Origin of the sequence: Variovorax trehalosi, from assembly GCF_051216415.1 — a bacterium.
Lineage (GTDB): Bacteria > Pseudomonadota > Gammaproteobacteria > Burkholderiales > Burkholderiaceae_C > Variovorax.
Genome location: NZ_JBPJZG010000003.1, coordinates 731,121 through 751,869 on the forward strand (window position 1 = coordinate 731,121; position 20,749 = coordinate 751,869).

Sequence of the window (20,749 nt, forward strand, 5' to 3'; positions counted from 1 at the left end):
CCGGTTGAAGAACGAACAAAAAGCAAAGACAGAAAACAAAAAAGGCGTCCCGACCACGCAGGGGCTGCTCGCGAACGAGCCCTTGCGGGATGGGGACGCCTTTGTCCGGTTCGGTGGGTGGCACCCGCCGTTGGGTGCCGCCTGCCTGAAGACCACGAAGGTCTTATGTATTCACTTACGCAAGCTGCGTGCCAGTGGTTGCGGGGTGCCTGGTGCTATCGAAAAGGTAGCTTCGGCACGCGATGCGCGCGGGTGCGCGCAGGGAGCGGTGCCACCGGACCCCGCCATCGGACGAAAGCACGTTTTTGTGCGTTGCACCAACTTGAAACAGCGTCGTCAGCGCGGCGCACGTGCGTCCGGCATCGGCAGGTAGTCGGCCATGGCGAGCATCGACTCGGCCACGTCGACCAGCCGGCGCTTCTGGTTCATGGCGGTCTGGCGCAACATCTTGTGGGCCTCGTCCTCGCTCAGGCGCCGGTGCGCCATCAGGAGGCCCTTGGCGCGCTCGACCACCTTGCGTTCGTTGAGCGAGGCGCGCACGGTCTGGAGCTCGTCGCTCATGGCCTGCAGGCGCTGCGACTGCTCCTGCACCATGTCGAGCACCGAGCGCTCCAGCCCGCGGCCGTACGGGGCGGGGGCCACGGCCTGGGTTCCGGCATCGTCGAAGAACAAGGCACCGCCGGACTGCGGCGCCAGCGTGCCGAGCAATTCCCGGTAGGCCGCAAGGTCGGTGCGCGCCTGCGCGGTCTTGCGGTTGCACAGGGCGCGCAGGTCGGCGGCGAGGCGGTCTTCGACCGTGCGCATGGCATCGATGCGGCGGGTGCAGCAGTCGAACCAGTTCTGGCTGAGCTGGCTGTATTGCGCGTCAGGCGCCGCGGTCAGCGTGGTGCCGACGCGGCGCAGGCGTTCGAGCTCGGCCATCGTGGCGTTCGACTCGCTCTCGCGCCAGAGCGCCAGCACCTCGTCGCTCGAAAAATCGGCGAAGACGTGGAAGCACCGCTCCTGCGATTCGATGAGATGCAGCCACTGCACGCGCTGCGCCTCGTTGCTGCGGCCCAGCGCCAGCGTGGCGGCGCCGAATGCGCGCTCCTGGCCGGCGAACTCCTTGCCCTGCATGAAGTTGAACATCGCGACCAGGAGGCGCGAGATCTCGGGGTCGGTGGCGCCATCGGCCGCCTCGAACACCACGGCCAGCAGGCCGGCGACGAGCTTGGCGAAGGCCGCGGTGGATTGCGCCGGCGCCAGTTCGAGCGCACCGACGCGTTGGCGCAGCGCGGGCAGGGCGTCCAGCCCCGGCAGCACCCAGGCGATGCGGCTGAACAGCCGCGCGCTGTTGCCGGCGCTGGCGCGCTGGCGGGCTTCGGTTTCCAACTGGTCGAAGCCGTTGCGCACCGCCTCCTCGAGCGCCTGGCATTCGGCGATCTGCGGATCGCGCTGGTCAGCGAAGCGGCTGCCGCGCGAGGCGAGGAACACGTTCGACATGCCGCGCTCCCGCTGCAGCGCATGCACCAACCGGCCGATCAGGCCGACCAGCTCGCTGGTGCGCGCGAGCTGGTCGAGCTCGTCGATTTCGCACTGGCGGGCAGCGATCAGGAAATGCAGGCCGGATTTCATGGTGAGTGGAAGAAGGGGCCACACCGTCGCTGCAACATCCGTGCCTTGCCCCTTCGCGGGCACCCCTCGCAGGCGCCACCTACACTCGCGGGATGCTCTTGTTGGGAATCGAATCATCCTGCGACGAGACCGGCGTGGCGCTGGTCGAATCGCACGGCGACGCGCTGCCGGTGCTGCTTTCGCACGCGCTGCACAGCCAGATCGCCATGCACCAGGCCTACGGCGGCGTGGTGCCCGAACTGGCCAGCCGCGACCACATCCGCCGCGTGCTGCCGCTGACCGAGGCTGTGATGGCCGAGGCCGGGCGTTCGCTGAAAGAAATCGACGTGGTGGCCTATACGCGCGGGCCGGGGCTTGCGGGCGCATTGCTGGTGGGCGCAGGCGTGGCCTGCGCGCTGGGCGTGGCGCTGGGCAAGCCGGTGCTGGGGGTGCATCACCTCGAAGGGCATCTGCTGTCGCCGTTCCTGAGTGCCGATCCACCCGAATTCCCGTTCGTTGCGCTATTGGTGTCGGGCGGCCACACCCAGCTGATGCGGGTCGACGGCGTGGGCCGCTACGAACTGCTCGGCGAAACCATCGACGATGCCGCCGGCGAAGCCTTCGACAAGAGCGCCAAGCTCATGGGCCTGCCGTATCCGGGCGGCCCGTGGCTCGCGAAGCTGGCCGAAGGCGGTAGCGCGACGGCGTTCAAGCTGCCGCGGCCGCTCTTGCACAGCGGTGATCTCGATTTTTCATTTGCCGGCCTGAAGACGGCTGTGCTCACGCAGGCCAAGAAGCTCGGCGACCAGCTCGAGGCGAACAAGGCCGATCTGGCGGCGTCGACGCAGGCGGCCATCGTCGAGGTGCTGCTGAAGAAGTCTCTTGCCGCGCTCGACCAGACCGGGCTCAAGCGCCTGGTGGTGGCCGGCGGCGTGGGGGCGAACAAGAACCTGCGGGAGCAACTGAACGCCGCGTGCGCCAAACGCAAGGTGCGGGTGCACTATCCCGAGCTGCACCTGTGCACCGACAACGGCGCCATGATCGCCATGGCCGCCGCCATGCGCCTGCAATCGGGCCTGTCGCAGGCCAGCGAGCGCTACGCCTTCGACGTCAAGCCGCGATGGCCCATGGCCTCGCTGACGGCCGAGGCGCAGCCGCTGCCTGAGGCTGTGTGAAGCGGCGCGTGCCGCCCTGCAAAGGCAGGGCAGCACGTCGCATCAAGGCCTGGCCGTTTCGGCCAGTCGAGGCCGCCTTAGCTGATCTGCAATTGCGAGGCCTGGCTCACAGGCGCCAGCTTGCCCAGCTTCAGCGTGAGCACACCGTTCTCCAGCTTGGCTTCGCTCGCCGCAACGTCGATGTCCTGCGGCAGCTCGTAGGCGGCCTTGAACTGGCGCTTGGCTTCGGCCTTGTTGTCGATGCGGACCACGGGGCCTTCGATGCTGATTGCGAGGTCTTCGCGCGAGAGGCCCGGCACGTCCAGCGAGAGGGTCCAGCTCTTGTCGTCCTGCTCCACCAGCGGCGAGCGGCGAGGTGCGGCGAAGGCGTCGTTCACGAAGCGCTCGAAGGCGCGGTCTTGCGAGCGGGGAACGAAGCGGGTGGTGCGGATGGTGGGTGCGAAAAACATGATGAAGAGCTCCTGAATGAACACAATGGGGACAAGGAATGTGTGTCCCTTACACTGCGCGGCCATTCAATCCTGAGTGCCGCTTGACACCTCATCTAGGCGCAGCCGCACGCGTTTCAAGACGATGACTCCCCCCTTTATTTGGCGCCGCCAGGCCTTGAAATTCGCGGCGCTGGCGCTATGCGCGAGCCCCTCGGCCGGGCTTGCGCAAGCGCCGGTCGCGCCGCCCGCGCCCATCCGTCTTGCCTTGATCGAGAGCATGAGCGGGCCTTTCGCGAACACGGGCGAGGCGGTGTTCCGCAACCTGCTGTGGGCGGTGGAACGCGTCAATGCCCGCGGCGGCGTGAAGCTGCCCGGCGGCGCGCGTCCGCTGCAGCTGGACCGCTACGACAGCAAGGGCCAGAACGAAGAAGCGCTCTCTGCATTGCGCGCGGCCATGGACGACGGCGCGCGCATCGTGCTGCAGGGCAACTCGTCGGCCACCGCGGCGGCGCTGGTCGATGCCATCGACAAGAACAACGAGCGCGACCCCGCGCGGCGCGTGATCTTCCTGAACTACGCGGCGGTCGATCCGGTGCTGACCAACGAGCGCTGCAGCTTCTGGCACTTTCGCTTCGATGCCCACGCCGACATGCGCGTGGCCGCCCTGATGGACGTGGTGAAGGACGATGCCGCGCTCAAGCGTGCCTACCTGATCGGGCAGGACTACAGCTTCGGTCAGGCGGTGCTGCGCGAATCACGCCGCCAGCTGGGCGTGCAGCGGCCCGACGTGGAAATCGTCGGCGACGAGCTGCATCCGATGGGCAAGGTGAAGGACTTCGCGCCCTACGCCACCAAGATCCTCGCGAGCGGCGCGCAGGCGGTGTTCACCGGCAACTGGGGCAACGACCTCACGCTGCTGGTGAAGGCCGCGCGCGAGGCGGGATTCAACGGCACCTTCTATACCTTCTACGGCAATGCGCTCGGCGCCCCCGCGGCCATCGGCGATGCGGGCATCGGCCGGGTGGTGGCGGTGGCCGACTGGCTGCCCAATGTGCAGACAGCGCAGTCGGAGGCTTTCTATCGCGCGTTCCGTGCCCGCTTTCCGAAGCCCGCGGACGACTACGTGCACATGCGGATGCAGCTGCTCGTCGAATCGCTCGCGCAGGCCGTAGAACGCGCTGGCGGCGTCGATGCAGTGGCCGTGGCGCGTGCGCTGGAGCAGGCCGACGTGAGCCTGTACGGCCAGCGCGGCCGCATGCGTGCGGCGGATCATCAGTTCCAGCAGCAGCTCGTGGTCGGCGTGATGGACAGGCAGGGCAAGCCCGGCGTGCAGTTCGATGTCGAAGGCTCGGGCTACGGCTTCCGCGTGATCAAGACGATTGCCCCGGAGCGCGCCGAGCTGCCGACTTCGTGCAAGATGAAACGACCCCAATGACGACGAACAGGACGACAGCCGATGCGTGAAGCCATCCACAACCTCGAAGCCTCCAAGATCCGCGAAGTTGCTAATGCCGGGCTCGGCCGCGACGACGTGCTGGCCTTCTGGTTCGGCGAGAGCGACGAGGTCACGCCCGAGGTGATCCGCCAGGCGGCCATCGAGTCGCTGCAGCGCGGCGAGACCTTCTATGCCCACAACCTCGGACTGCCCGAACTGCGCGAGGCGATCGCGCGCTACACCACCGCGTTGCACCCGAAGGTCGATGCCTCGCGCATTGCCGTCACCTCGGGCGGCGTGAGCGCGCTGATGCTGGCGGTGCAGGCGCTGGTCGAGGCGGGCGACGACGTGGTCGCGGTGACGCCGGTGTGGCCGAACCTCACGGCGCAGCCCGCGATCATGGGCGCGCATGTGCGCTCGGTGCCGCTGGTGCCGGTGGAAGGGCAGTGGACGCTCGACCTGCCTGCGCTGCGCGCCGCGGTCACGCCGAAGACGAAGCTTTTGATCGTCAACGCGCCGAACAATCCCACGGGATGGACGATGACGCGCGACGAGCAGCAGGCGGTGCTCGACCACTGCCGCGAGACCGGTACCTGGATCCTGGCCGACGAGGTGTACGAGCGGCTGTACTTCGAGCCTTCGCCGAACGGCTGCGCACCGAGCTTTCTCGACATCTCGAAGCCCGATGACCGGCTGGTCGTGACGCACAGTTTCTCGAAGAGCTTTCTCATGACCGGATGGCGCCTCGGCTGGCTGGTGCTGCCGCCCGCGATGGTCGATGGCATCGGCAAGCTGATCGAGTTCAATACCTCCTGCGCCAGCGTGTTCACGCAACGCGCGGCCATCGCGGCGATCGAGCACACGGCGGACATCACGCCGCGCGTGGTCGCGCACCTCAAGCTGTGCCGCGACACGCTGGTGCCGCTGCTGGCCGCGGTGCCAGGCGTGCAGGTCGCGCCCGCCAAGGGCGGCATGTACGCCTTCTTCCGGCTCGAAGGCTTCGGCGATTCGCTCGGCGTGGCCAAGCGGCTGGTGGTCGAGGCGGGCCTGGGGCTTGCGCCGGGCAATGCCTTTGCGCCGGAGGCCGAGGGCTGGCTGCGCTGGTGCTTTGCGTCGAAAGACCCGCAGCGGCTGGTGCAGGGCGTGGAGCGTCTGCGCAACTGGCTGGCGGCGCAGCCGCGGCTCAAGGGCTGATCCGCCTGCAATTTCGTTCAATACGCGGGACGTGCGGCCCGCCAAGCTTGGCCTTTCTTCGAGAGCGAAAGGTCATGCATGTCGGAACGAATCAAAGGGATGGCGCTGTGCGCGCTGGCGATGGTCACCGTGGGCAGCACCGTGGTCGCCAGCAAGGTGATCGCGGGCGGCCTGCCACCGTTCACCGCAACGGCGCTGCGGTTCGCGATGGCGCTGCCGGTCTTTCTTCTGCTGCTGCGGCTCACCCGTACCCCTTGGCCGCGTCCTGATCGGCGCGACCTCGCGCTGTTGTTGTGCCAAGCCGGGCTGGGCAGCGTCGGCTATACGGTGCTGCTGATCCTGGGTGTGCGTTGGGCGCCGGCTGCCAGTGCGGGCGTGGTGGCCGGGACGTTGCCGGCCGTCGCTGCGCTGGTGGCGGTGCTGGCGTTGCGCGAGCGGCCGGGGCGCTACCTGATCGGCAGCATCGTGCTGGCGACGGCGGGGGTGCTGGCGATCAGCTGGCCGGGGGAGGGCGCCGCGGGGGACTCGAAATCCCCGACGGCGATGATCGGCAACCTGCTGGTGCTGGCCGCGGTCGTCTGCGAGGCGATGTTCATCCTGCTCAACAAGCGCCTGCGGGTGCCGGTGCGACCGCTGGCGCTGTCGACGCTGATGACGGCCTTCGGACTCCTGTTGTCACTGGTGCCTGCGCTGGTCGAGCGCGCCTGGGAGCGCCCGTTGCCCGGCGATGCCCTGGCAGGTGTCGCCTACTACGCGCTGGTGCCGACGGTGCTGGGTTTCGTCCTCTGGTTTGCCGGATCGGCCCGGCTGAAAGGGGCAGAGGCTGCACTCTTCACCGCGCTCCTGCCGGTTTCGGCGCTGATACTGGCGGCACTTTGGCTGGGTGAAAGTATCAGTCTGGAGCAGATCGGCGGGGCCGCCTGCGTGCTGGGCGCGGTGGGGCTGGCTTCACTCGATGGAAGGGGCGAGAAACGCCCCAAAAGCCCCCTCAGGCCCGCCGAGCTATAATCCCGAGGCTTTGCATGCCGCAAGGCGCACGACAGGGGCAGTTCCAGTCCCTATCGCAAGTCAAACATCCCGGAACAAGGAAAATTCAACATGATCGCAGCCTCCATCAAGGCCGAAGTCGTCAAAGACAACGCCCGCGCCGCCAACGACACTGGCAGCCCCGAAGTGCAAGTCGCACTGCTGACCGCCCGTATCAACGAGCTCACCCCCCACTTCAAGACGCACGCCAAGGACCACCACGGTCGTCGCGGCCTGCTGCGCATGGTGAGCCGCCGCCGCAAGCTCCTGGACTACCTCAAGTCCAAGGATGCCGACCGTTACACCGCGCTGATCGCCAAGCTGGGTCTGCGCAAGTAAACCGAATCGCATGAAAAAACGCCTGGGTTAGTCCGCTAGCTCAGGCGTTTTTTACTTCGCGATCCACTTTCGGAGTGCCAAAACAGAGCGAAGCTGTGTCATTCCAATGAAGTTCTCCCCGAGCTTCGCTGGAATGGCATCGTGTTCTGAGACAGCCTCCGCCCCTTGCGAACCCTGTGTGGTTCGCTACTAAAACAGGAGCAAACATGAGCCTCTTCAACAAAGTCACCAAGTCCTTCCAATGGGGCGACAAGACTGTCGTCATGGAAACGGGCGAAGTCGCCCGCCAGGCCAATGGCGCCGTGCTGGTCGACATCGACGGCACCGTGATCCTGGCGACCGTGGTCGCCTCCAAGTCCGCCAAGCCAGGCCAGGATTTCTTCCCGCTGACCGTCGACTACATCGAGAAGACCTACGCCGCAGGCAAGATCCCCGGCAGCTTCTTCAAGCGCGAAGCCAAGCCCAGCGAACACGAAACGCTGACCAGCCGCCTGATCGACCGTCCGATCCGCCCGCTGTTCCCCGAAGGCTTCCTGAACGAAGTGCACGTGGTCATCCACACCGTGTCGCTGAACCCCGAAGTCGATGCCGACATCGCCGCCATGATCGGCGTGAGCGCTGCGCTTGCGATCTCCGGCATCCCGTTCAGCGGCCCGATCGGTGCCGCCCGCGTGGGCTACATCAACGGCCAGTACGTGCTGAATCCGGGCCAGACGGCTCGCAAGGATTCGCAGATGGACCTCGTCGTCGCCGGCACGCAAGCTGCCGTGCTGATGGTCGAGTCCGAAGCCCAGCAGCTGAGCGAAGAAATCATGCTCGGCGGCGTGGTGTTCGGCCACGAACAGGCCGGCATCGCGATCAATGCGATCCATGACCTCGTGCGCGACGCCGGCAAGCCCATGTGGGACTGGCAAGCGCCCGCTGAAGACGAAGCCTTCGTCGCCAAGGTCAAGGGTCTGGCCGAAGAGAAGCTGCGCGCCGTCTACCAGATCCGCAGCAAGCAAGCCCGCACCCAAGCCCTGCGCGAAGCCAACGCCAGCGTCATGAGCACGCTCAAGGAAAGCGGCGAGCCCTTCGACGCCGGCAAGGTCAACGACCTGCTGTTCTCCATCGAATCGAAGATCGTTCGCAGCCAGATCCTGTCGGGCGAACCCCGCATCGACGGCCGCGACACGCGCACCGTGCGCCCCATCGAGATCCGCAATTCCGTGCTGCCGCGCACCCACGGTTCGGCCCTGTTCACGCGCGGTGAAACCCAGGCGCTGGTCATCACCACGCTCGGCACCGAACGCGACGCACAGCGCATCGACGCGCTGGCCGGCGAGTACGAAGACCGCTTCCTGTTCCACTACAACATGCCTCCCTTTGCCACCGGCGAAGTGGGCCGCATGGGCTCGACCAAGCGCCGCGAAATCGGCCATGGCCGCCTGGCCAAGCGCGCGCTCGTCGCCGTGCTGCCGACCAAGGAAGAATTCCCGTACACCGTGCGCGTGGTCTCGGAAATCACCGAGTCGAACGGCTCCTCGTCGATGGCTTCGGTCTGCGGCGGCTGCCTCTCGATGATGGACGCCGGCGTGCCGATGAAGGCCCACGTGGCCGGCATCGCCATGGGCCTGATCAAGGAAGACAACCGCTTCGCGGTGCTGACCGACATCCTGGGCGACGAAGATCACTTGGGCGACATGGACTTCAAGGTGGCCGGCACGACCAACGGCATCACCGCGCTGCAGATGGACATCAAGATCCAGGGCATCACCAAGGAAATCATGCAGGTCGCACTGGCACAAGCCAAGGAAGCGCGCATGCACATCCTGGGCAAGATGCAGGAAGCCATGGGCGAGGCCAAGGCCGAAGTCTCCAGCTTCGCGCCGCGCCTGACCACGCTGAAGATCAACCCCGAGAAGATCCGCGACGTGATCGGCAAGGGCGGCTCGGTCATCCGTGGCCTGCAGGAAGAAACCGGCACGACGATCAACATCGACGAAGACGGCACCATCACCATCGCCTCGACCGATCCGGAAAAGGCCGAGTTCGCCAAGAAGCGCATCGAACAGATCACCGCCGAAGTTGAAATCGGCAAGGTCTACGAAGGCCCGGTCACCAAGATCCTGGACTTCGGCGCGCTCATCAACCTGCTGCCCGGCAAGGACGGCCTGCTGCACATCAGCCAGATCGCGCACGAACGCGTCGAGAAGGTGACCGACTATCTGAGCGAAGGCCAGATCGTGAAGGTCAAGGTCCTGGAAACCGACGAGAAGGGCCGCGTCAAGCTGTCCATGAAGGCTCTGACGGAGCGTCCGGCCGGCATGGAATACAGCGAGCGCCCGCCGCGTGAAGACCGTGGCGATCGCGGCGACCGTGGTGGCGAGCGCCGTGAGCGTTCGGACCGTGGCGATCGCGGCGGCGACCGTGGTGGTGATCGTGGCGAGCGCGCACCGCGCTTCAACGACCAGCAGCAACAGCCGCGCAACGACCAGCAGCAGGCTCCGTCCGGCGAGCAGTCGCAAGCGCCGCGCGAGCCTCAGGAGTAAGAAGGGCGCAACGGCAGCAATCCTGCCGTTGCTATCTTTTGAACAGCTAGCTGCGCCCCACCTGCGGGCGTTGGAGGCCGAAAGACCATGAAAGCCATTGAAATCACTTCGTACGGCGCCCCTGAGGTGCTGCGCGTGGCCGATCGTCCCGATCCGGTGGCGGGCGTGGGCGAACTGCTGATTCGCGTTGCGGCCAGCGGGGTCAATCGCCCCGACGTGCTGCAGCGCATGGGTCACTACCCGGTGCCGCCTGGCGCCTCCGACCTGCCGGGCCTCGAAGTGGCCGGCGAGATCGTGTCGGGCGACGCCGCGGCGCTGGCCGAAGCGGGCTTCAAGATCGGCGACCACGTTTGCGCATTGATTGCGGGTGGCGGCTATGCCGAGCTGTGCGTGGCGCCCGTGGCGCAATGCCTGCCGGTGCCCAAGGGCTGGAGCGATGTCGATGCGGCTTCGCTGCCTGAGACCTTCTTCACCGTCTGGAGTAATGTGTTCGAACGTGGCCGCCTGCAAAAGGGCGAGACGCTGCTGATCCAGGGTGGCTCAAGCGGTATTGGCGTCACAGCCATCCAGATCGCCAAGGCGCTGGGCGCGACGGTGATCGTCACGGCCGGCAGCGACGACAAGTGCGAAGCCTGCAAGAAGCTGGGCGCCGACCACGCCATCAACTACCGCACGAGCGACTTCGTCGAAAAGGCGAAGGAACTCACGGGCGGCAAGGGCGTGGACGTGATCCTCGACATGGTCGCCGGCGACTACGTGGCGCGCGAGATCGAATGCCTGGCCGAAGACGGCCGGCTCGTGATCATCGCGGTGCAGGGCGGTGTGAAGAGCCAGATCAATGCGGGCCTCGTGCTGCGCAGGCGCCTCACGATCACCGGCTCCACGCTGCGGCCCCGGCCAGTGGCGTTCAAGGGCGCGATTGCCAAGGCTTTGCGCGAGAAGGTCTGGCCGCTGCTTGAAAGCGGCGCGATCAAGCCCGTGATCCACAGCACTTTTGCGGCGGCGGGTGAACCGAGTGGCGCGGCCCAGGCTCACACGCTGATGGAATCGAACCAGCACATCGGCAAGATCGTGCTGACATGGTGACAACGAACAACGCGATGACAACCAAGAAGAAACTGATCGCCGGCAACTGGAAGATGAATGGCGGCCTGGCCGCCAACGAGGCGCTGGTGAAGGCTCTGCAGCAAGGCCTGGCGGCAAGCCCGGCCGCTTGCGATGTGGCGCTGTGCGCTCCGGCGCCGTACTTCGCCCAACTGCAATCGTTGCTGGCGGGTACGCCGTCGCTGGCGCTCGGCGCACAGGACGTCTCGGCGCATCCCCAAGGTGCGTTCACCGGCGAGCAATCGGCGGCGATGCTGAAGGATTTCGGTGTGCGCTATGCCATCGTCGGGCACTCCGAGCGTCGGCAGTACCACGGCGAGACCGATGAGACGGTGGCTGCGAAGGCTGCCGCCGCGTTGGCGAATGGCATCACGCCGATCGTCTGCGTTGGCGAAACACTGGCGCAGCGCGAAGCAGGGCAGACCGAAGAAGTCGTCAAGCGCCAACTCGCTGCGGTGATCCATGTGAATGGCCATTGCATCAGCGAAATCGTCGTGGCCTACGAGCCTGTCTGGGCCATCGGCACGGGCAAGACGGCGTCGCCCGAACAGGCGCAGGCGGTGCATGCCGTGCTGCGTGCGCAGTTGCATCACGCCGCGAGCGAGCACGCTGCCGGCATCAGCATTCTTTACGGCGGCAGCATGAACGCGGCCAATGCCGCCGAACTGCTGGCGCAGGCCGACATCGACGGCGGCCTCATCGGCGGCGCGTCGCTCAAGGCCCCCGACTTTCTGCAGATCATTTCTGCCGCTGCGCGCTGAACGCGCAACGGCTGTCATCAATTAGGAGTAAGAACGAATGAACGTGGTCCTCAACCTTCTGGTCGGCGTGCAAATGCTGGCGGCCCTGGCGATGATCGGCCTGATCCTGGTCCAGCACGGCAAGGGTGCCGACATGGGCGCCGCCTTCGGCAGCGGCAGCGCTGGCAGCCTCTTCGGTGCCAGCGGCAGCGCGAACTTCCTCTCGCGCACCACGGCCGTGCTGGCTGCGGTGTTCTTTGCATGCACGCTGCTGCTTGCGTACTTCAGCCATGCGCGTCCTGCGGGCGGCGGCAGTCTTCTCGAGCGTGCGGCTGTGGGCACGCCTGCTGCACCGGCATCTGGCGCGGCTGGCCAAATCCCTGGCGCGGGCGCTCCGAGCGCACCGGCTTCGGCACCTGCCGCACCCGTTTCGGGCGCCGGTCAGATTCCGAACAAGTAATCCAGTCGTTTTCATGCAGTCGTCAGCGAGAAACGGCTGTATTTCAGGGTAAACTCTAAAGCTGTTCAGAAAGCCAAATGCCTTAACAGGTACCTCATGCCATCTGAACAGCAAAAACCGCGGTCGTGGTGAAATTGGTAGACACGCTATCTTGAGGGGGTAGTGGCGAAAGCTGTGCGAGTTCGAGTCTCGCCGACCGCACCAAATCTCATCGGCAGAAAACCTCATCCAGAGGTTCTTCTTGCCGGTGGCAAGCGGTGAAAATTTCTCGATGAACCTCGATTCCTACCTTCCCGTCCTTTTGTTCATTTTGGTCGGAGTCGGCGTAGGCGTCGCCCCCCAAGTCATCGGATACATCCTCGGCCCCAATCGGCCAGACGCTGCGAAGAACGCTCCCTACGAGTGCGGCTTCGAAGCCTTCGAGGATGCGCGCATGAAGTTCGACGTGCGCTATTACCTCGTTGCCATTCTCTTCATCCTGTTCGATCTCGAAATTGCCTTTCTCTTCCCGTGGGCCATTGCGCTCAAGGAGATCGGTGCTGTCGGCTTCTGGGCCATGATGATCTTTCTCGCCATCCTCGTCGTAGGTTTCATCTACGAGTGGAAAAAAGGCGCGCTCGACTGGGAATGACAAGGAATCACGATGGCCATTGAAGGCGTTCTCAAAGAAGGTTTCGTCACCACCACCTACGACTCGGTGGTGAATTGGGCGAAGACCGGATCTCTCTGGCCGATGACGTTCGGCCTCGCATGCTGTGCGGTCGAAATGATGCATGCGGGCGCGGCCCGCTACGACATCGACCGTTTCGGCATGCTGTTCCGTCCCAGCCCGCGCCAGTCCGATCTGATGATCGTGGCCGGCACGCTGTGCAACAAGATGGCGCCGGCGCTGCGCAAGGTCTACGACCAGATGCCCGAGCCGCGCTGGGTGCTCTCGATGGGCTCGTGCGCCAATGGCGGTGGCTACTACCACTACAGCTATTCAGTCGTGCGCGGCTGCGACCGCATCGTGCCGGTCGACGTCTACGTTCCGGGCTGCCCGCCCACCGCCGAAGCGCTGCTCTATGGCGTGATCCAGCTGCAGCAGAAGATTCGCCGCACCAACACCATTGCCCGCGCCTGAGAGATTGCCGACGATGACTGACTTTGCAATTTCGCCGGAGGTGCTGCGCGCCACCATCACCGAGACGCTCGGCGCCAAGGCCAAGAGCGTGACGCTCGCGCTGGGCGAGGTGACTGTCGTGGTGAGCGCGGCTGACTACATCGACGCCGCCACGCTGCTGCGCGACGCGCCCGGCTGCCGCTTCGAGCAACTGATCGACCTTTGCGGCATGGACTATTCCGACTACCGCGAAGGCGAGTGGCAGGGCGAGCGCTTCTGCGTCGTCTCGCACCTGCTGTCGATCACGCTCAACCAGCGCGTGCGCCTCAAGGTGTTCGCGCCCCACGAAGACCTGCCCGTGGTCGACTCTCTCCAGCCCGTCTGGAGCGCCGCCACCTGGTTCGAGCGCGAGGCGTTCGACCTCTACGGCATCGTGTTCGACGGCCATGACGATCTGCGCCGCATCCTGACCGACTACGGCTTCATCGGTCACCCGTTCCGCAAGGACTTCCCGGTGTCGGGTCACGTCGAGATGCGTTACGACGAAGAACAGAAGCGCGTCGTGTACCAGCCGGTATCGATCGAGCCGCGGGAAATCACGCCGCGCGTGATCCGTGAAGACAACTACGGCGGCGGTTTGCACTGATATGGCCGAAATCAAGAACTACACCCTCAACTTCGGCCCTCAGCATCCGGCCGCGCACGGCGTGCTGCGCCTGGTGCTCGAGCTCGACGGCGAAGTGATCCAGCGCGCCGACCCGCACATCGGGCTGCTGCACCGCGCGACCGAGAAGCTTGCCGAATCGCGCACCTTCATCCAGTCGCTGCCCTACATGGACCGCCTCGACTACGTGTCGATGATGTCCAACGAGCACGCGTACTGCCTGGCCATCGAGCGGATGATGGGCCTGGACGTGCCGATCCGCGCGCAGTACATCCGCGTGATGTTCGCCGAGATCACCCGCCTGCTCAACCACCTCCTGTGGCTCGGTGCGCACGGTCTGGATTGCGGTGCGATGAACATGCTCATCTACTGCTTCCGCGAGCGTGAAGACCTGTTCGACATGTACGAGGCCGTCTCCGGCGCGCGCATGCACGCGGCGTACTTCCGTCCGGGCGGCGTCTACCGCGACCTGCCGGATGCAATGCCGCAGTACAAGGTCAGCAAGATCAAGAACGCGAAGGCCATCGAGCGCCTGAACGAAAACCGCCAGGGTTCGTTGCTCGACTTCATCGACGACTTCTGCAAGCGCTTCCCGAAGATGGTCGACGAGTACGAGACGCTGCTCACCGACAACCGCATCTGGAAGCAGCGCACCGTGGGCATCGGCGTCGTGACGCCGGAGCGCGCGCTGAACCTGGGCTTCACCGGCCCCATGCTGCGTGGCTCGGGCATCGAATGGGACCTTCGCAAGAAGCAGCCCTACGACGTCTACGACCAGATGCAGTTCGACGTGCCCGTGGGCAAGACCGGCGACTGCTACGACCGCTACCTCGTGCGTGTCGAAGAGATGCGCCAGGCCAACAAGATCATCCAGCAGTGCTCGGCATGGCTGCGCGTGAATCCCGGCCCGGTGATCACCGACAACCACAAGGTCGCCGCGCCCGCGCGCGAATCGATGAAGGCGAACATGGAGGAGCTGATCCACCATTTCAAGCTCTTCACCGAAGGCTTCCACGTGCCCGAAGGCGAGGCCTATGCCGCCGTCGAGCATCCGAAGGGCGAGTTCGGCATCTATCTCGTGAGCGACGGCGCCAACAAGCCCTACCGCCTGAAGATCCGTGCCCCTGGTTTCCCGCACCTTGCCGCCCTCGACGAAATGTCGCGCGGTCACATGATCGCCGACGCTGTCGCGGTGATCGGCACGATGGACATCGTGTTCGGCGAAATCGACAGGTGAGAAAGAGCGAATGACTTCCTCCGCCCACCACCATGACGCGGCCCCTTCGGCCCCGTTGACGGCCGACGTGCTCGAGCGCTTTGCGCGCGAGGTCGCCAAGTACCCCGAAGCCGGCAAGGCCTCCGCCGTGATGGCGTGCCTGGCCATCGTCCAGCAGGGCGAGGGCTACATCAGCATGCAGCGCGAGCGCGAGATCGCCGATTACCTCGGCATGGCGCCCATCGCCGTGCATGAAGTGACGACCTTCTACAACATGTACAACCAGCATCCGGTGGGCAAGTTCAAGCTCAACGTGTGCACCAACCTGCCGTGCCAGCTGCGTGACGGTGTCACCGCGCTCGTTCACCTCGAGAAGAAGCTCGGCATCAAGATGGGCGAGTCGACCGACGACGGCCTGTTCACGCTGCAGCAGAGCGAGTGCCTGGGCGCCTGCGCCGATTCGCCCGTGATGCTGGTCAACGACCGCACCATGTGCAGCTTCATGAGCAACGAGAAGCTCGACCAGCTCATCGAAGGCCTGCGCGCTTCCACCAAAGGGGAGGCTGCCTGATGTCGCCCGAACAAGTACTCCAGCAGTTCCAGGCAACGGGCGTCCAGACCTGTTTCCATGACCGCCACATCGAGCCGCAGATCTACGCGGGCCTGAACGGCACCAACTGGCGCCTGGCCGACTACGAAGCACGCGGCGGCTACAAGGCGCTGCGCAAGATCCTCACCGAGGGCCTCACGCCCGACCAGGTGATCGCTGAAGTGAAGGCCTCGGGCCTGCGCGGTCGCGGCGGCGCAGGTTTTCCGACGGGCCTGAAGTGGAGCTTCATGCCCCGCCAGTTCCCGGGCCAGAAGTACCTCGTCTGCAATTCCGACGAAGGCGAACCGGGCACGTGCAAGGACCGCGACATCCTGCAGTTCAACCCGCACATCGTGATCGAAGGCATGGCCATCGCTGCGTACGCGATGGGCATCAGCGTGGGCTACAACTACATCCACGGCGAGATCTTCCAGAGCTACGACCGCTTCGAGGAAGCCCTCGAAGAAGCGCGCGCCGCCGGCTATCTCGGCGACGCGATCATGGGCAGCACGTACAACTTCCAGTTGCACGCGGCCCACGGCTTCGGCGCCTACATCTGCGGCGAAGAAACCGCGCTGCTCGAATCGCTCGAAGGCAAGAAGGGTCAGCCGCGCTTCAAGCCGCCGTTCCCGGCGAGCTTCGGCCTCTACGGCAAGCCCACCACCATCAACAACACCGAGACCTTCGCGGCGGTGCCCTGGATCATCAACAACGGTGGTCCGGCCTACCTCGAATGCGGCAAGCCGAACAACGGCGGCACCAAGATCTATTCGGTCAGCGGTGACGTCGAACTGCCCGGCAACTACGAAGTGCCCATGGGCACGCCGTTCTCCAAGCTGTTGGAGCTGTGTGGTGGTGTCCGCAAGGGCCGCACGCTCAAGGCCGTGATTCCCGGTGGGTCGTCGTCGCCGGTGCTGCCGGCCGACATCATGATGGCCTGCACCATGGACTACGACTCCATCGCCAAGGCCGGCTCCATGCTCGGCTCGGGTGCGGTGATCGTCATGGACGACAGCCGCTCGATGGTCGAGTCGCTCAAGCGCCTGTCGTACTTCTACATGCACGAGTCCTGCGGCCAGTGCACGCCGTGCCGCGAAGGCACGGGCTGGCTCTACCGCGTGGTGGACCGCATCCACAACGGACAGGGCAGGGCGACCGACATGGACCTGCTCAACTCCGTGGCAGACAACATCCAGGGCCGCACCATCTGCGCCCTCGGCGATGCGGCGGCGATGCCGGTGCGCGCCATGATCAAGCACTTCCGTCACGAGTTCGAGGCCTTGATCCCGGGCTACGTCCCGAAGGCGCCCGTCCAGGCCTGAGCGCGAGAAGAAACATACTCATGATCGAAATCGAACTCGACGGCAAGAAGGTCGAAGTGACCGAAGGCAGCATGGTGATGCATGCGGCCGACAAGGCGGGCACCTACATCCCGCACTTCTGCTATCACAAGAAACTCAGCATCGCCGCCAACTGCCGCATGTGCCTGGTCGACGTGGAAAAGGCACCCAAGCCGATGCCGGCCTGCGCCACGCCCGTCACGCAGGGCATGATCGTCCGCACCAAGAGCGAAAAGGCCATCAAGGCGCAGCAGTCGGTCATGGAGTTCCTCCTGATCAACCACCCGCTGGATTGCCCGATCTGCGACCAGGGTGGCGAATGCCAGCTGCAGGATCTGGCCGTGGGCTACGGTGGCTCTTCTTCGCGCTACGAAGAAGAGAAGCGCGTCGTCTTCCACAAGGACGTCGGCCCGCTGATCAGCATGGAAGAGATGAGCCGCTGCATCCATTGCACGCGCTGCGTCCGCTTCGGCCAGGAAGTGGCCGGCGTGATGGAGCTGGGCATGACGCAGCGTGGCGAGCACTCCGAGATCGAGACCTTCCTCGGCGACTCGGTCGACTCGGAGCTGTCGGGCAACATGATCGACATCTGCCCGGTCGGCGCGCTCACGAGCAAGCCATTCCGTTACAGCGCCCGCACCTGGGAGCTGTCGCGCCGCAAGTCGGTGAGCCCGCACGACTCCACCGGCTCGAACCTGATCGTCCAGGTCAAGAACCACCGCGTGATGCGCGTGGTGCCGTTGGAGAACGAAGACGTCAACGAATGCTGGATCGCCGACCGCGACCGCTTCTCGTACGAAGCCCTCAACGGCCCGGAACGCCTGACGCAGCCCATGCTCAAGCAAGGCGGCCAATGGCAGCAGGTCGACTGGCAGACCGCGCTCGAATACGTGGCCAATGGCCTGAAGCAGATCAAGACCGACCACGGTGCGCAAAGCATCGGCACGCTGGTCAGCCCGCACAGCACGCTCGAAGAGCTGCAGCTCGCCGCCATGCTCACGCGTGAACTGGGCAGCGACAACATCGACTATCGCCTGCGCAACGCCGAATTCACGGCGTTCGAAGGCGTGCGCTGGCTCGGCACCTCGATCGCATCGCTCACGCAAGTGCAGCGCGCGCTGGTCGTCGGCTCCAACCTTCGCAAGGAGCACCCGCTCTTCGCGCAGCGCATCCGCCAGGCTGTGCGCAAGGGCGCCGCGCTGTCGGTGATCACGTCGGCCAGCCTCATGGCAGACCGCGACGCCTGGGCCATCAATGTGGCGCAGTCGACCATCGTCGAAGCCGACCAGTGGATTGAAGCGCTGACGGCAGTCGCTGCCGCCATCGGCAAGACCAACGGCACCGCCGCACCGCTGGCACCGAAGAGCGAGCCCGACGCCGCTGCACAAGCCATCGCAGCATCGCTGCTGAGCGGCGAGCGCAAGGCCATCCTGCTCGGCAACGCCGCCGCCCACCACGCACAAGCCAGCAGCCTGCTGGCCCTGGCGAACTGGATCGGCGCACAGACCGGCGCGACCGTTGGATACCTGACCGAAGCCGCCAACACCGTGGGCGCGCAGCTCGTCGGGGCCTTCCCGAAGAACGGCGGCCTCGATGCCGGCCGCATGCTCGCCAGCGGCTCCGGCCTCAAGGCCGTGCTGCTGCTGAACACCGAACCGGTGTTCGACTCGGCCGCCGGCGCTGCCGCCGCCGATGTCATCGGCAATGCGCAGATGGTCGTCACGCTGAGCCCCTTCAAGGCCAACCTCGAATTCAGTGACGTGCTGCTGCCGATCGCGCCGTTCACCGAAACGCCCGGCACCTTCGTCAATGCCGAAGGCCGCCTGCAAGGTTTCCATGCCGTCGTGAAGCCGCAAGGCGAAGCGCGTCCGGCGTGGAAGGTGCTGCGCGTGCTGGCCAACCTGCTCGGCCTGCCCGGCTTCGCGTTCGAATCGACCGCTGACGTGCTCAAGACGGTGGGCGAGGGCGGCACCGTTCCGGTCAACGCCCTGAACAACGAAACGGCCGCCAACGCCGTCGCATCCAACGGCGCTGCGCTGGCACCCGTGGTCGCGAGCATCTACCAGCTCGACTCCATCGTGCGCCGCGCACCGTCGTTGCAACTGACCGCCGATGCGCGCAACGCATCGACCGCACCCGTCGCATCGGGTCAGGCCGAGGAGGCATTGGCATGATCGACGCGATTCATGGCTTCGGCCAGGGGCTGATCGCCGCAGGCTGGTGGACGGCCGTGGCATGGCCCGTGATCTGGACGCTGATCAAGATCATCGTGGTCGTGATCCCGCTGATGGGCGCCGTGGCGTACCTCACGCTTTGGGAACGCAAGGCCATCGGCTTCACGCAGATCCGTATTGGCCCCAACCGCATCGGACCGCTGGGCCTGCTCCAGCCGATCGCCGACGCGCTCAAGCTGATGACCAAGGAAATCATCATTCCGACGGTCGCCAACAAGGGCTTGTTCCTTCTCGGCCCGATCATGACGATCATGCCGGCGCTCGCCGCATGGGCCGTGATTCCGTTCGGCCCCGATGTGGCGCTCGCCAACATCAACGCGGGTCTGCTGTTCGTGATGGCCATCACCTCGCTCGAGGTGTACGGCGTGATCATCGCCGGCTGGGCATCGAACTCGAAGTACGCGTTCCTGGGCGCGCTGCGCGCCTCTGCACAGATGGTGAGCTACGAAATCGCGATGGGCTTCTGCTTCGTCGTGGTGCTGATGGTCACCGGCAGCCTGAACATGAGCGACATCGTCACGGTGCAGGGCAAGGGCATGTTCCACGACTTGGGGCTTGGCTTCCTGTCGTGGAACTGGCTGCCGCTGCTGCCGATCTTCGTCGTCTACTTCATCTCGGGCCTGGCCGAGACGAACCGTCACCCGTTCGACGTGGTGGAAGGCGAATCGGAAATCGTTGCGGGCCACATGATCGAGTACTCGGGCATGAGCTTCGCGATGTTCTTCCTGGCCGAGTACGCCAACATGTGGCTGGTCTCGATCCTCACCGTGGTGTTGTTCCTCGGCGGCTGGCTGCCACCGTTCGAGTTCCTGAGCTTCATCCCGGGCTGGATCTGGCTGGGCCTCAAGACCTTCTGCGTGGTCACCATGTTCCTGTGGGTGCGCTCGACGTTCCCGCGCTTCCGCTATGACCAGATCATGCGTCTGGGCTGGAAGATCTTCATCCCCGTCACCCTCGTGTGGCTGGTCGTTGTGGGCGGCTGGATGCAGACGCCGTTCAACATCTGGAAATAACTGGAAGCGCCGACATCATGACTGCTTCACATACCGCGGGCGGACTCTCGCGCCCGTCCAAGCTGGCTTCCGCTCCGTTCTCGCTCAAGGATTTTTTGGGCAGCTTCATGCTGTTCGAACTGTTCAAGGGCCTGGCGATCACGGGCAAGTACGCCTTCGCCCGCAAGATCACGGTGCAGTTCCCCGAAGAGAAGACGCCGCTGTCGCCGCGCTTCCGCGGCCTGCACGCGCTGCGCCGCTATGAAAACGGAGAGGAGCGCTGCATTGCCTGCAAGCTCTGCGAAGCCGTTTGCCCGGCGCTGGCGATCACCATCGAATCGGATGTGCGCGACGACGGCTCGCGCCGCACCACGCGCTACGACATCGACCTGACCAAGTGCATCTTCTGCGGCTTCTGCGAAGAGAGCTGCCCGGTCGACTCGATCGTGGAGACCCATATCTTCGAATACCACGGCGAGAAGCGCGGCGACCTGTACTTCACCAAGGACATGCTGCTGGCCGTGGGCGACCGCTACGAAAAAGAAATTGCAGCGAACAAGGCGGCCGACGCCAAGTACCGCTGA

The 20,749-nt window shown here is 65.2% G+C and carries 20 protein-coding genes and 1 tRNA gene; 19 read left to right on the forward strand and 2 right to left on the reverse strand.

Annotated features, from left to right (window positions below; all coding sequences use genetic code 11):
• Positions 1–336: 336 nt before the first annotated feature.
• Positions 337–1,614 carry a nitrate- and nitrite sensing domain-containing protein gene (locus ACSFA7_RS15405; RefSeq protein WP_435500172.1) on the reverse strand — a complete coding sequence of 426 codons (1,278 nt, stop codon included), beginning with the start codon at positions 1,612–1,614 and terminating at the stop codon, positions 337–339.
• 92 nt (positions 1,615–1,706) lie between these two features.
• Between ACSFA7_RS15405 and tsaD the strand changes: the two genes are divergently transcribed.
• Positions 1,707–2,768 carry a tRNA (adenosine(37)-N6)-threonylcarbamoyltransferase complex transferase subunit TsaD gene (gene tsaD, locus ACSFA7_RS15410; protein WP_435500173.1) on the forward strand — a complete coding sequence of 354 codons (1,062 nt, stop codon included), beginning with the start codon at positions 1,707–1,709 and terminating at the stop codon, positions 2,766–2,768.
• 77 nt (positions 2,769–2,845) lie between these two features.
• Here the strand turns inward: tsaD and ACSFA7_RS15415 are convergent, their stop codons facing one another.
• Positions 2,846–3,217: an Hsp20/alpha crystallin family protein gene (locus ACSFA7_RS15415; RefSeq protein ID WP_435500174.1), complete on the reverse strand. Its 372-nt coding sequence runs from the start codon at positions 3,215–3,217 to the stop codon at positions 2,846–2,848.
• A gap of 124 nt (positions 3,218–3,341) precedes the next feature.
• Between ACSFA7_RS15415 and ACSFA7_RS15420 the strand changes: the two genes are divergently transcribed.
• The 18 genes from ACSFA7_RS15420 to nuoI all read left to right on the forward strand — a co-directional run bounded on the left by ACSFA7_RS15420 (position 3,342) and on the right by nuoI (position 20,749).
• Positions 3,342–4,634, forward strand: coding sequence for a branched-chain amino acid ABC transporter substrate-binding protein (locus ACSFA7_RS15420; RefSeq protein ID WP_435500175.1), 1,293 nt, complete (start codon positions 3,342–3,344; stop codon positions 4,632–4,634).
• A 21-nt stretch (positions 4,635–4,655) separates the two neighbouring features.
• Complete coding sequence (locus ACSFA7_RS15425) at positions 4,656–5,828, forward strand: pyridoxal phosphate-dependent aminotransferase (protein ID WP_435500176.1); 1,173 nt, start codon at positions 4,656–4,658, stop codon at positions 5,826–5,828.
• A 78-nt stretch (positions 5,829–5,906) separates the two neighbouring features.
• A complete protein-coding gene (locus tag ACSFA7_RS15430) occupies positions 5,907–6,836 on the forward strand; it encodes a DMT family transporter (protein ID WP_435500177.1) in 930 nt (309 codons plus the stop codon).
• Positions 6,837–6,926: 90 nt separating this feature from the next.
• The gene (rpsO, locus tag ACSFA7_RS15435; RefSeq protein ID WP_007837783.1) at positions 6,927–7,193 is read left to right on the forward strand and encodes a 30S ribosomal protein S15; all 267 of its coding nucleotides are present in this window, start codon (positions 6,927–6,929) and stop codon (positions 7,191–7,193) included.
• 206 nt (positions 7,194–7,399) lie between these two features.
• A complete protein-coding gene (gene pnp / locus ACSFA7_RS15440; protein ID WP_435500178.1) occupies positions 7,400–9,724 on the forward strand; it encodes a polyribonucleotide nucleotidyltransferase in 2,325 nt (774 codons plus the stop codon).
• An 87-nt stretch (positions 9,725–9,811) separates the two neighbouring features.
• Positions 9,812–10,810 carry an NAD(P)H-quinone oxidoreductase gene (locus tag ACSFA7_RS15445; RefSeq protein ID WP_206174357.1) on the forward strand — a complete coding sequence of 333 codons (999 nt, stop codon included), beginning with the start codon at positions 9,812–9,814 and terminating at the stop codon, positions 10,808–10,810.
• Positions 10,804–11,589, forward strand: a complete 786-nt coding sequence (tpiA, locus tag ACSFA7_RS15450) for a triose-phosphate isomerase (RefSeq protein ID WP_435500179.1) — start codon at positions 10,804–10,806, stop codon at positions 11,587–11,589. Before ACSFA7_RS15445 ends, tpiA begins: the two co-directional genes overlap by 7 nt.
• Positions 11,590–11,626: 37 nt before the next feature.
• Positions 11,627–12,028, forward strand: coding sequence for a preprotein translocase subunit SecG (gene secG, locus ACSFA7_RS15455; RefSeq protein ID WP_435500180.1), 402 nt, complete (start codon positions 11,627–11,629; stop codon positions 12,026–12,028).
• A 119-nt stretch (positions 12,029–12,147) separates the two neighbouring features.
• Positions 12,148–12,232: transfer RNA gene (locus ACSFA7_RS15460), tRNA-Leu, on the forward strand.
• A gap of 67 nt (positions 12,233–12,299) precedes the next feature.
• On the forward strand, positions 12,300–12,659 hold the full coding sequence (locus ACSFA7_RS15465) for an NADH-quinone oxidoreductase subunit A (RefSeq protein WP_041943881.1): 360 nt from the start codon (positions 12,300–12,302) through the stop codon (positions 12,657–12,659).
• Positions 12,660–12,671: 12 nt separating this feature from the next.
• Positions 12,672–13,151 (forward strand): NuoB/complex I 20 kDa subunit family protein, encoded by a 480-nt coding sequence (locus ACSFA7_RS15470; RefSeq protein WP_007837763.1) that lies wholly within the window; start codon positions 12,672–12,674, stop codon positions 13,149–13,151.
• Between the two features lie 13 nt (positions 13,152–13,164).
• Positions 13,165–13,776, forward strand: coding sequence for an NADH-quinone oxidoreductase subunit C (locus tag ACSFA7_RS15475; RefSeq protein WP_435500181.1), 612 nt, complete (start codon positions 13,165–13,167; stop codon positions 13,774–13,776).
• Between the two features lies 1 nt (position 13,777).
• Entirely contained in the window at positions 13,778–15,031 is a 1,254-nt protein-coding gene (locus ACSFA7_RS15480) for an NADH-quinone oxidoreductase subunit D (RefSeq protein ID WP_013542410.1), read from the forward strand.
• Positions 15,032–15,041: 10 nt separating this feature from the next.
• Complete coding sequence (locus ACSFA7_RS15485) at positions 15,042–15,581, forward strand: NADH-quinone oxidoreductase subunit NuoE family protein (protein ID WP_435500182.1); 540 nt, start codon at positions 15,042–15,044, stop codon at positions 15,579–15,581.
• Positions 15,581–16,921 carry an NADH-quinone oxidoreductase subunit NuoF gene (gene nuoF / locus ACSFA7_RS15490; protein WP_280807443.1) on the forward strand — a complete coding sequence of 447 codons (1,341 nt, stop codon included), beginning with the start codon at positions 15,581–15,583 and terminating at the stop codon, positions 16,919–16,921. The genes ACSFA7_RS15485 and nuoF overlap by 1 nt, the downstream gene beginning before the upstream one ends.
• A gap of 20 nt (positions 16,922–16,941) precedes the next feature.
• Positions 16,942–19,113, forward strand: coding sequence for an NADH-quinone oxidoreductase subunit NuoG (gene nuoG, locus ACSFA7_RS15495; RefSeq protein WP_435500183.1), 2,172 nt, complete (start codon positions 16,942–16,944; stop codon positions 19,111–19,113).
• Positions 19,110–20,186 carry an NADH-quinone oxidoreductase subunit NuoH gene (gene nuoH / locus ACSFA7_RS15500; protein ID WP_435500184.1) on the forward strand — a complete coding sequence of 359 codons (1,077 nt, stop codon included), beginning with the start codon at positions 19,110–19,112 and terminating at the stop codon, positions 20,184–20,186. Before nuoG ends, nuoH begins: the two co-directional genes overlap by 4 nt.
• Before the next feature lie 17 nt (positions 20,187–20,203).
• A complete protein-coding gene (nuoI, locus tag ACSFA7_RS15505; protein WP_013542405.1) occupies positions 20,204–20,749 on the forward strand; it encodes an NADH-quinone oxidoreductase subunit NuoI in 546 nt (181 codons plus the stop codon).

Excerpts from the sequence above, each read along its gene's own strand:
- ACSFA7_RS15405 (WP_435500172.1), bottom strand. The coding sequence starts at position 1,614 with ATGAAATCCGGCCTGCATTTCCTGATCGCTGCCCGCCAGTGCGAAATC.
- tsaD (WP_435500173.1), top strand. The coding sequence starts at position 1,707 with ATGCTCTTGTTGGGAATCGAATCATCCTGCGACGAGACCGGCGTGGCG.
- ACSFA7_RS15415 (WP_435500174.1), bottom strand. The coding sequence starts at position 3,217 with ATGTTTTTCGCACCCACCATCCGCACCACCCGCTTCGTTCCCCGCTCG.
- ACSFA7_RS15420 (WP_435500175.1), top strand. The coding sequence starts at position 3,342 with ATGACTCCCCCCTTTATTTGGCGCCGCCAGGCCTTGAAATTCGCGGCG.
- ACSFA7_RS15425 (WP_435500176.1), top strand. The coding sequence starts at position 4,656 with ATGCGTGAAGCCATCCACAACCTCGAAGCCTCCAAGATCCGCGAAGTT.
- ACSFA7_RS15430 (WP_435500177.1), top strand. The coding sequence starts at position 5,907 with ATGTCGGAACGAATCAAAGGGATGGCGCTGTGCGCGCTGGCGATGGTC.
- rpsO (WP_007837783.1), top strand. The coding sequence starts at position 6,927 with ATGATCGCAGCCTCCATCAAGGCCGAAGTCGTCAAAGACAACGCCCGC.
- pnp (WP_435500178.1), top strand. The coding sequence starts at position 7,400 with ATGAGCCTCTTCAACAAAGTCACCAAGTCCTTCCAATGGGGCGACAAG.
- ACSFA7_RS15445 (WP_206174357.1), top strand. The coding sequence starts at position 9,812 with ATGAAAGCCATTGAAATCACTTCGTACGGCGCCCCTGAGGTGCTGCGC.
- tpiA (WP_435500179.1), top strand. The coding sequence starts at position 10,804 with ATGGTGACAACGAACAACGCGATGACAACCAAGAAGAAACTGATCGCC.
- secG (WP_435500180.1), top strand. The coding sequence starts at position 11,627 with ATGAACGTGGTCCTCAACCTTCTGGTCGGCGTGCAAATGCTGGCGGCC.
- ACSFA7_RS15465 (WP_041943881.1), top strand. The coding sequence starts at position 12,300 with ATGAACCTCGATTCCTACCTTCCCGTCCTTTTGTTCATTTTGGTCGGA.
- ACSFA7_RS15470 (WP_007837763.1), top strand. The coding sequence starts at position 12,672 with ATGGCCATTGAAGGCGTTCTCAAAGAAGGTTTCGTCACCACCACCTAC.
- ACSFA7_RS15475 (WP_435500181.1), top strand. The coding sequence starts at position 13,165 with ATGACTGACTTTGCAATTTCGCCGGAGGTGCTGCGCGCCACCATCACC.
- ACSFA7_RS15480 (WP_013542410.1), top strand. The coding sequence starts at position 13,778 with ATGGCCGAAATCAAGAACTACACCCTCAACTTCGGCCCTCAGCATCCG.
- ACSFA7_RS15485 (WP_435500182.1), top strand. The coding sequence starts at position 15,042 with ATGACTTCCTCCGCCCACCACCATGACGCGGCCCCTTCGGCCCCGTTG.
- nuoF (WP_280807443.1), top strand. The coding sequence starts at position 15,581 with ATGTCGCCCGAACAAGTACTCCAGCAGTTCCAGGCAACGGGCGTCCAG.
- nuoG (WP_435500183.1), top strand. The coding sequence starts at position 16,942 with ATGATCGAAATCGAACTCGACGGCAAGAAGGTCGAAGTGACCGAAGGC.
- nuoH (WP_435500184.1), top strand. The coding sequence starts at position 19,110 with ATGATCGACGCGATTCATGGCTTCGGCCAGGGGCTGATCGCCGCAGGC.
- nuoI (WP_013542405.1), top strand. The coding sequence starts at position 20,204 with ATGACTGCTTCACATACCGCGGGCGGACTCTCGCGCCCGTCCAAGCTG.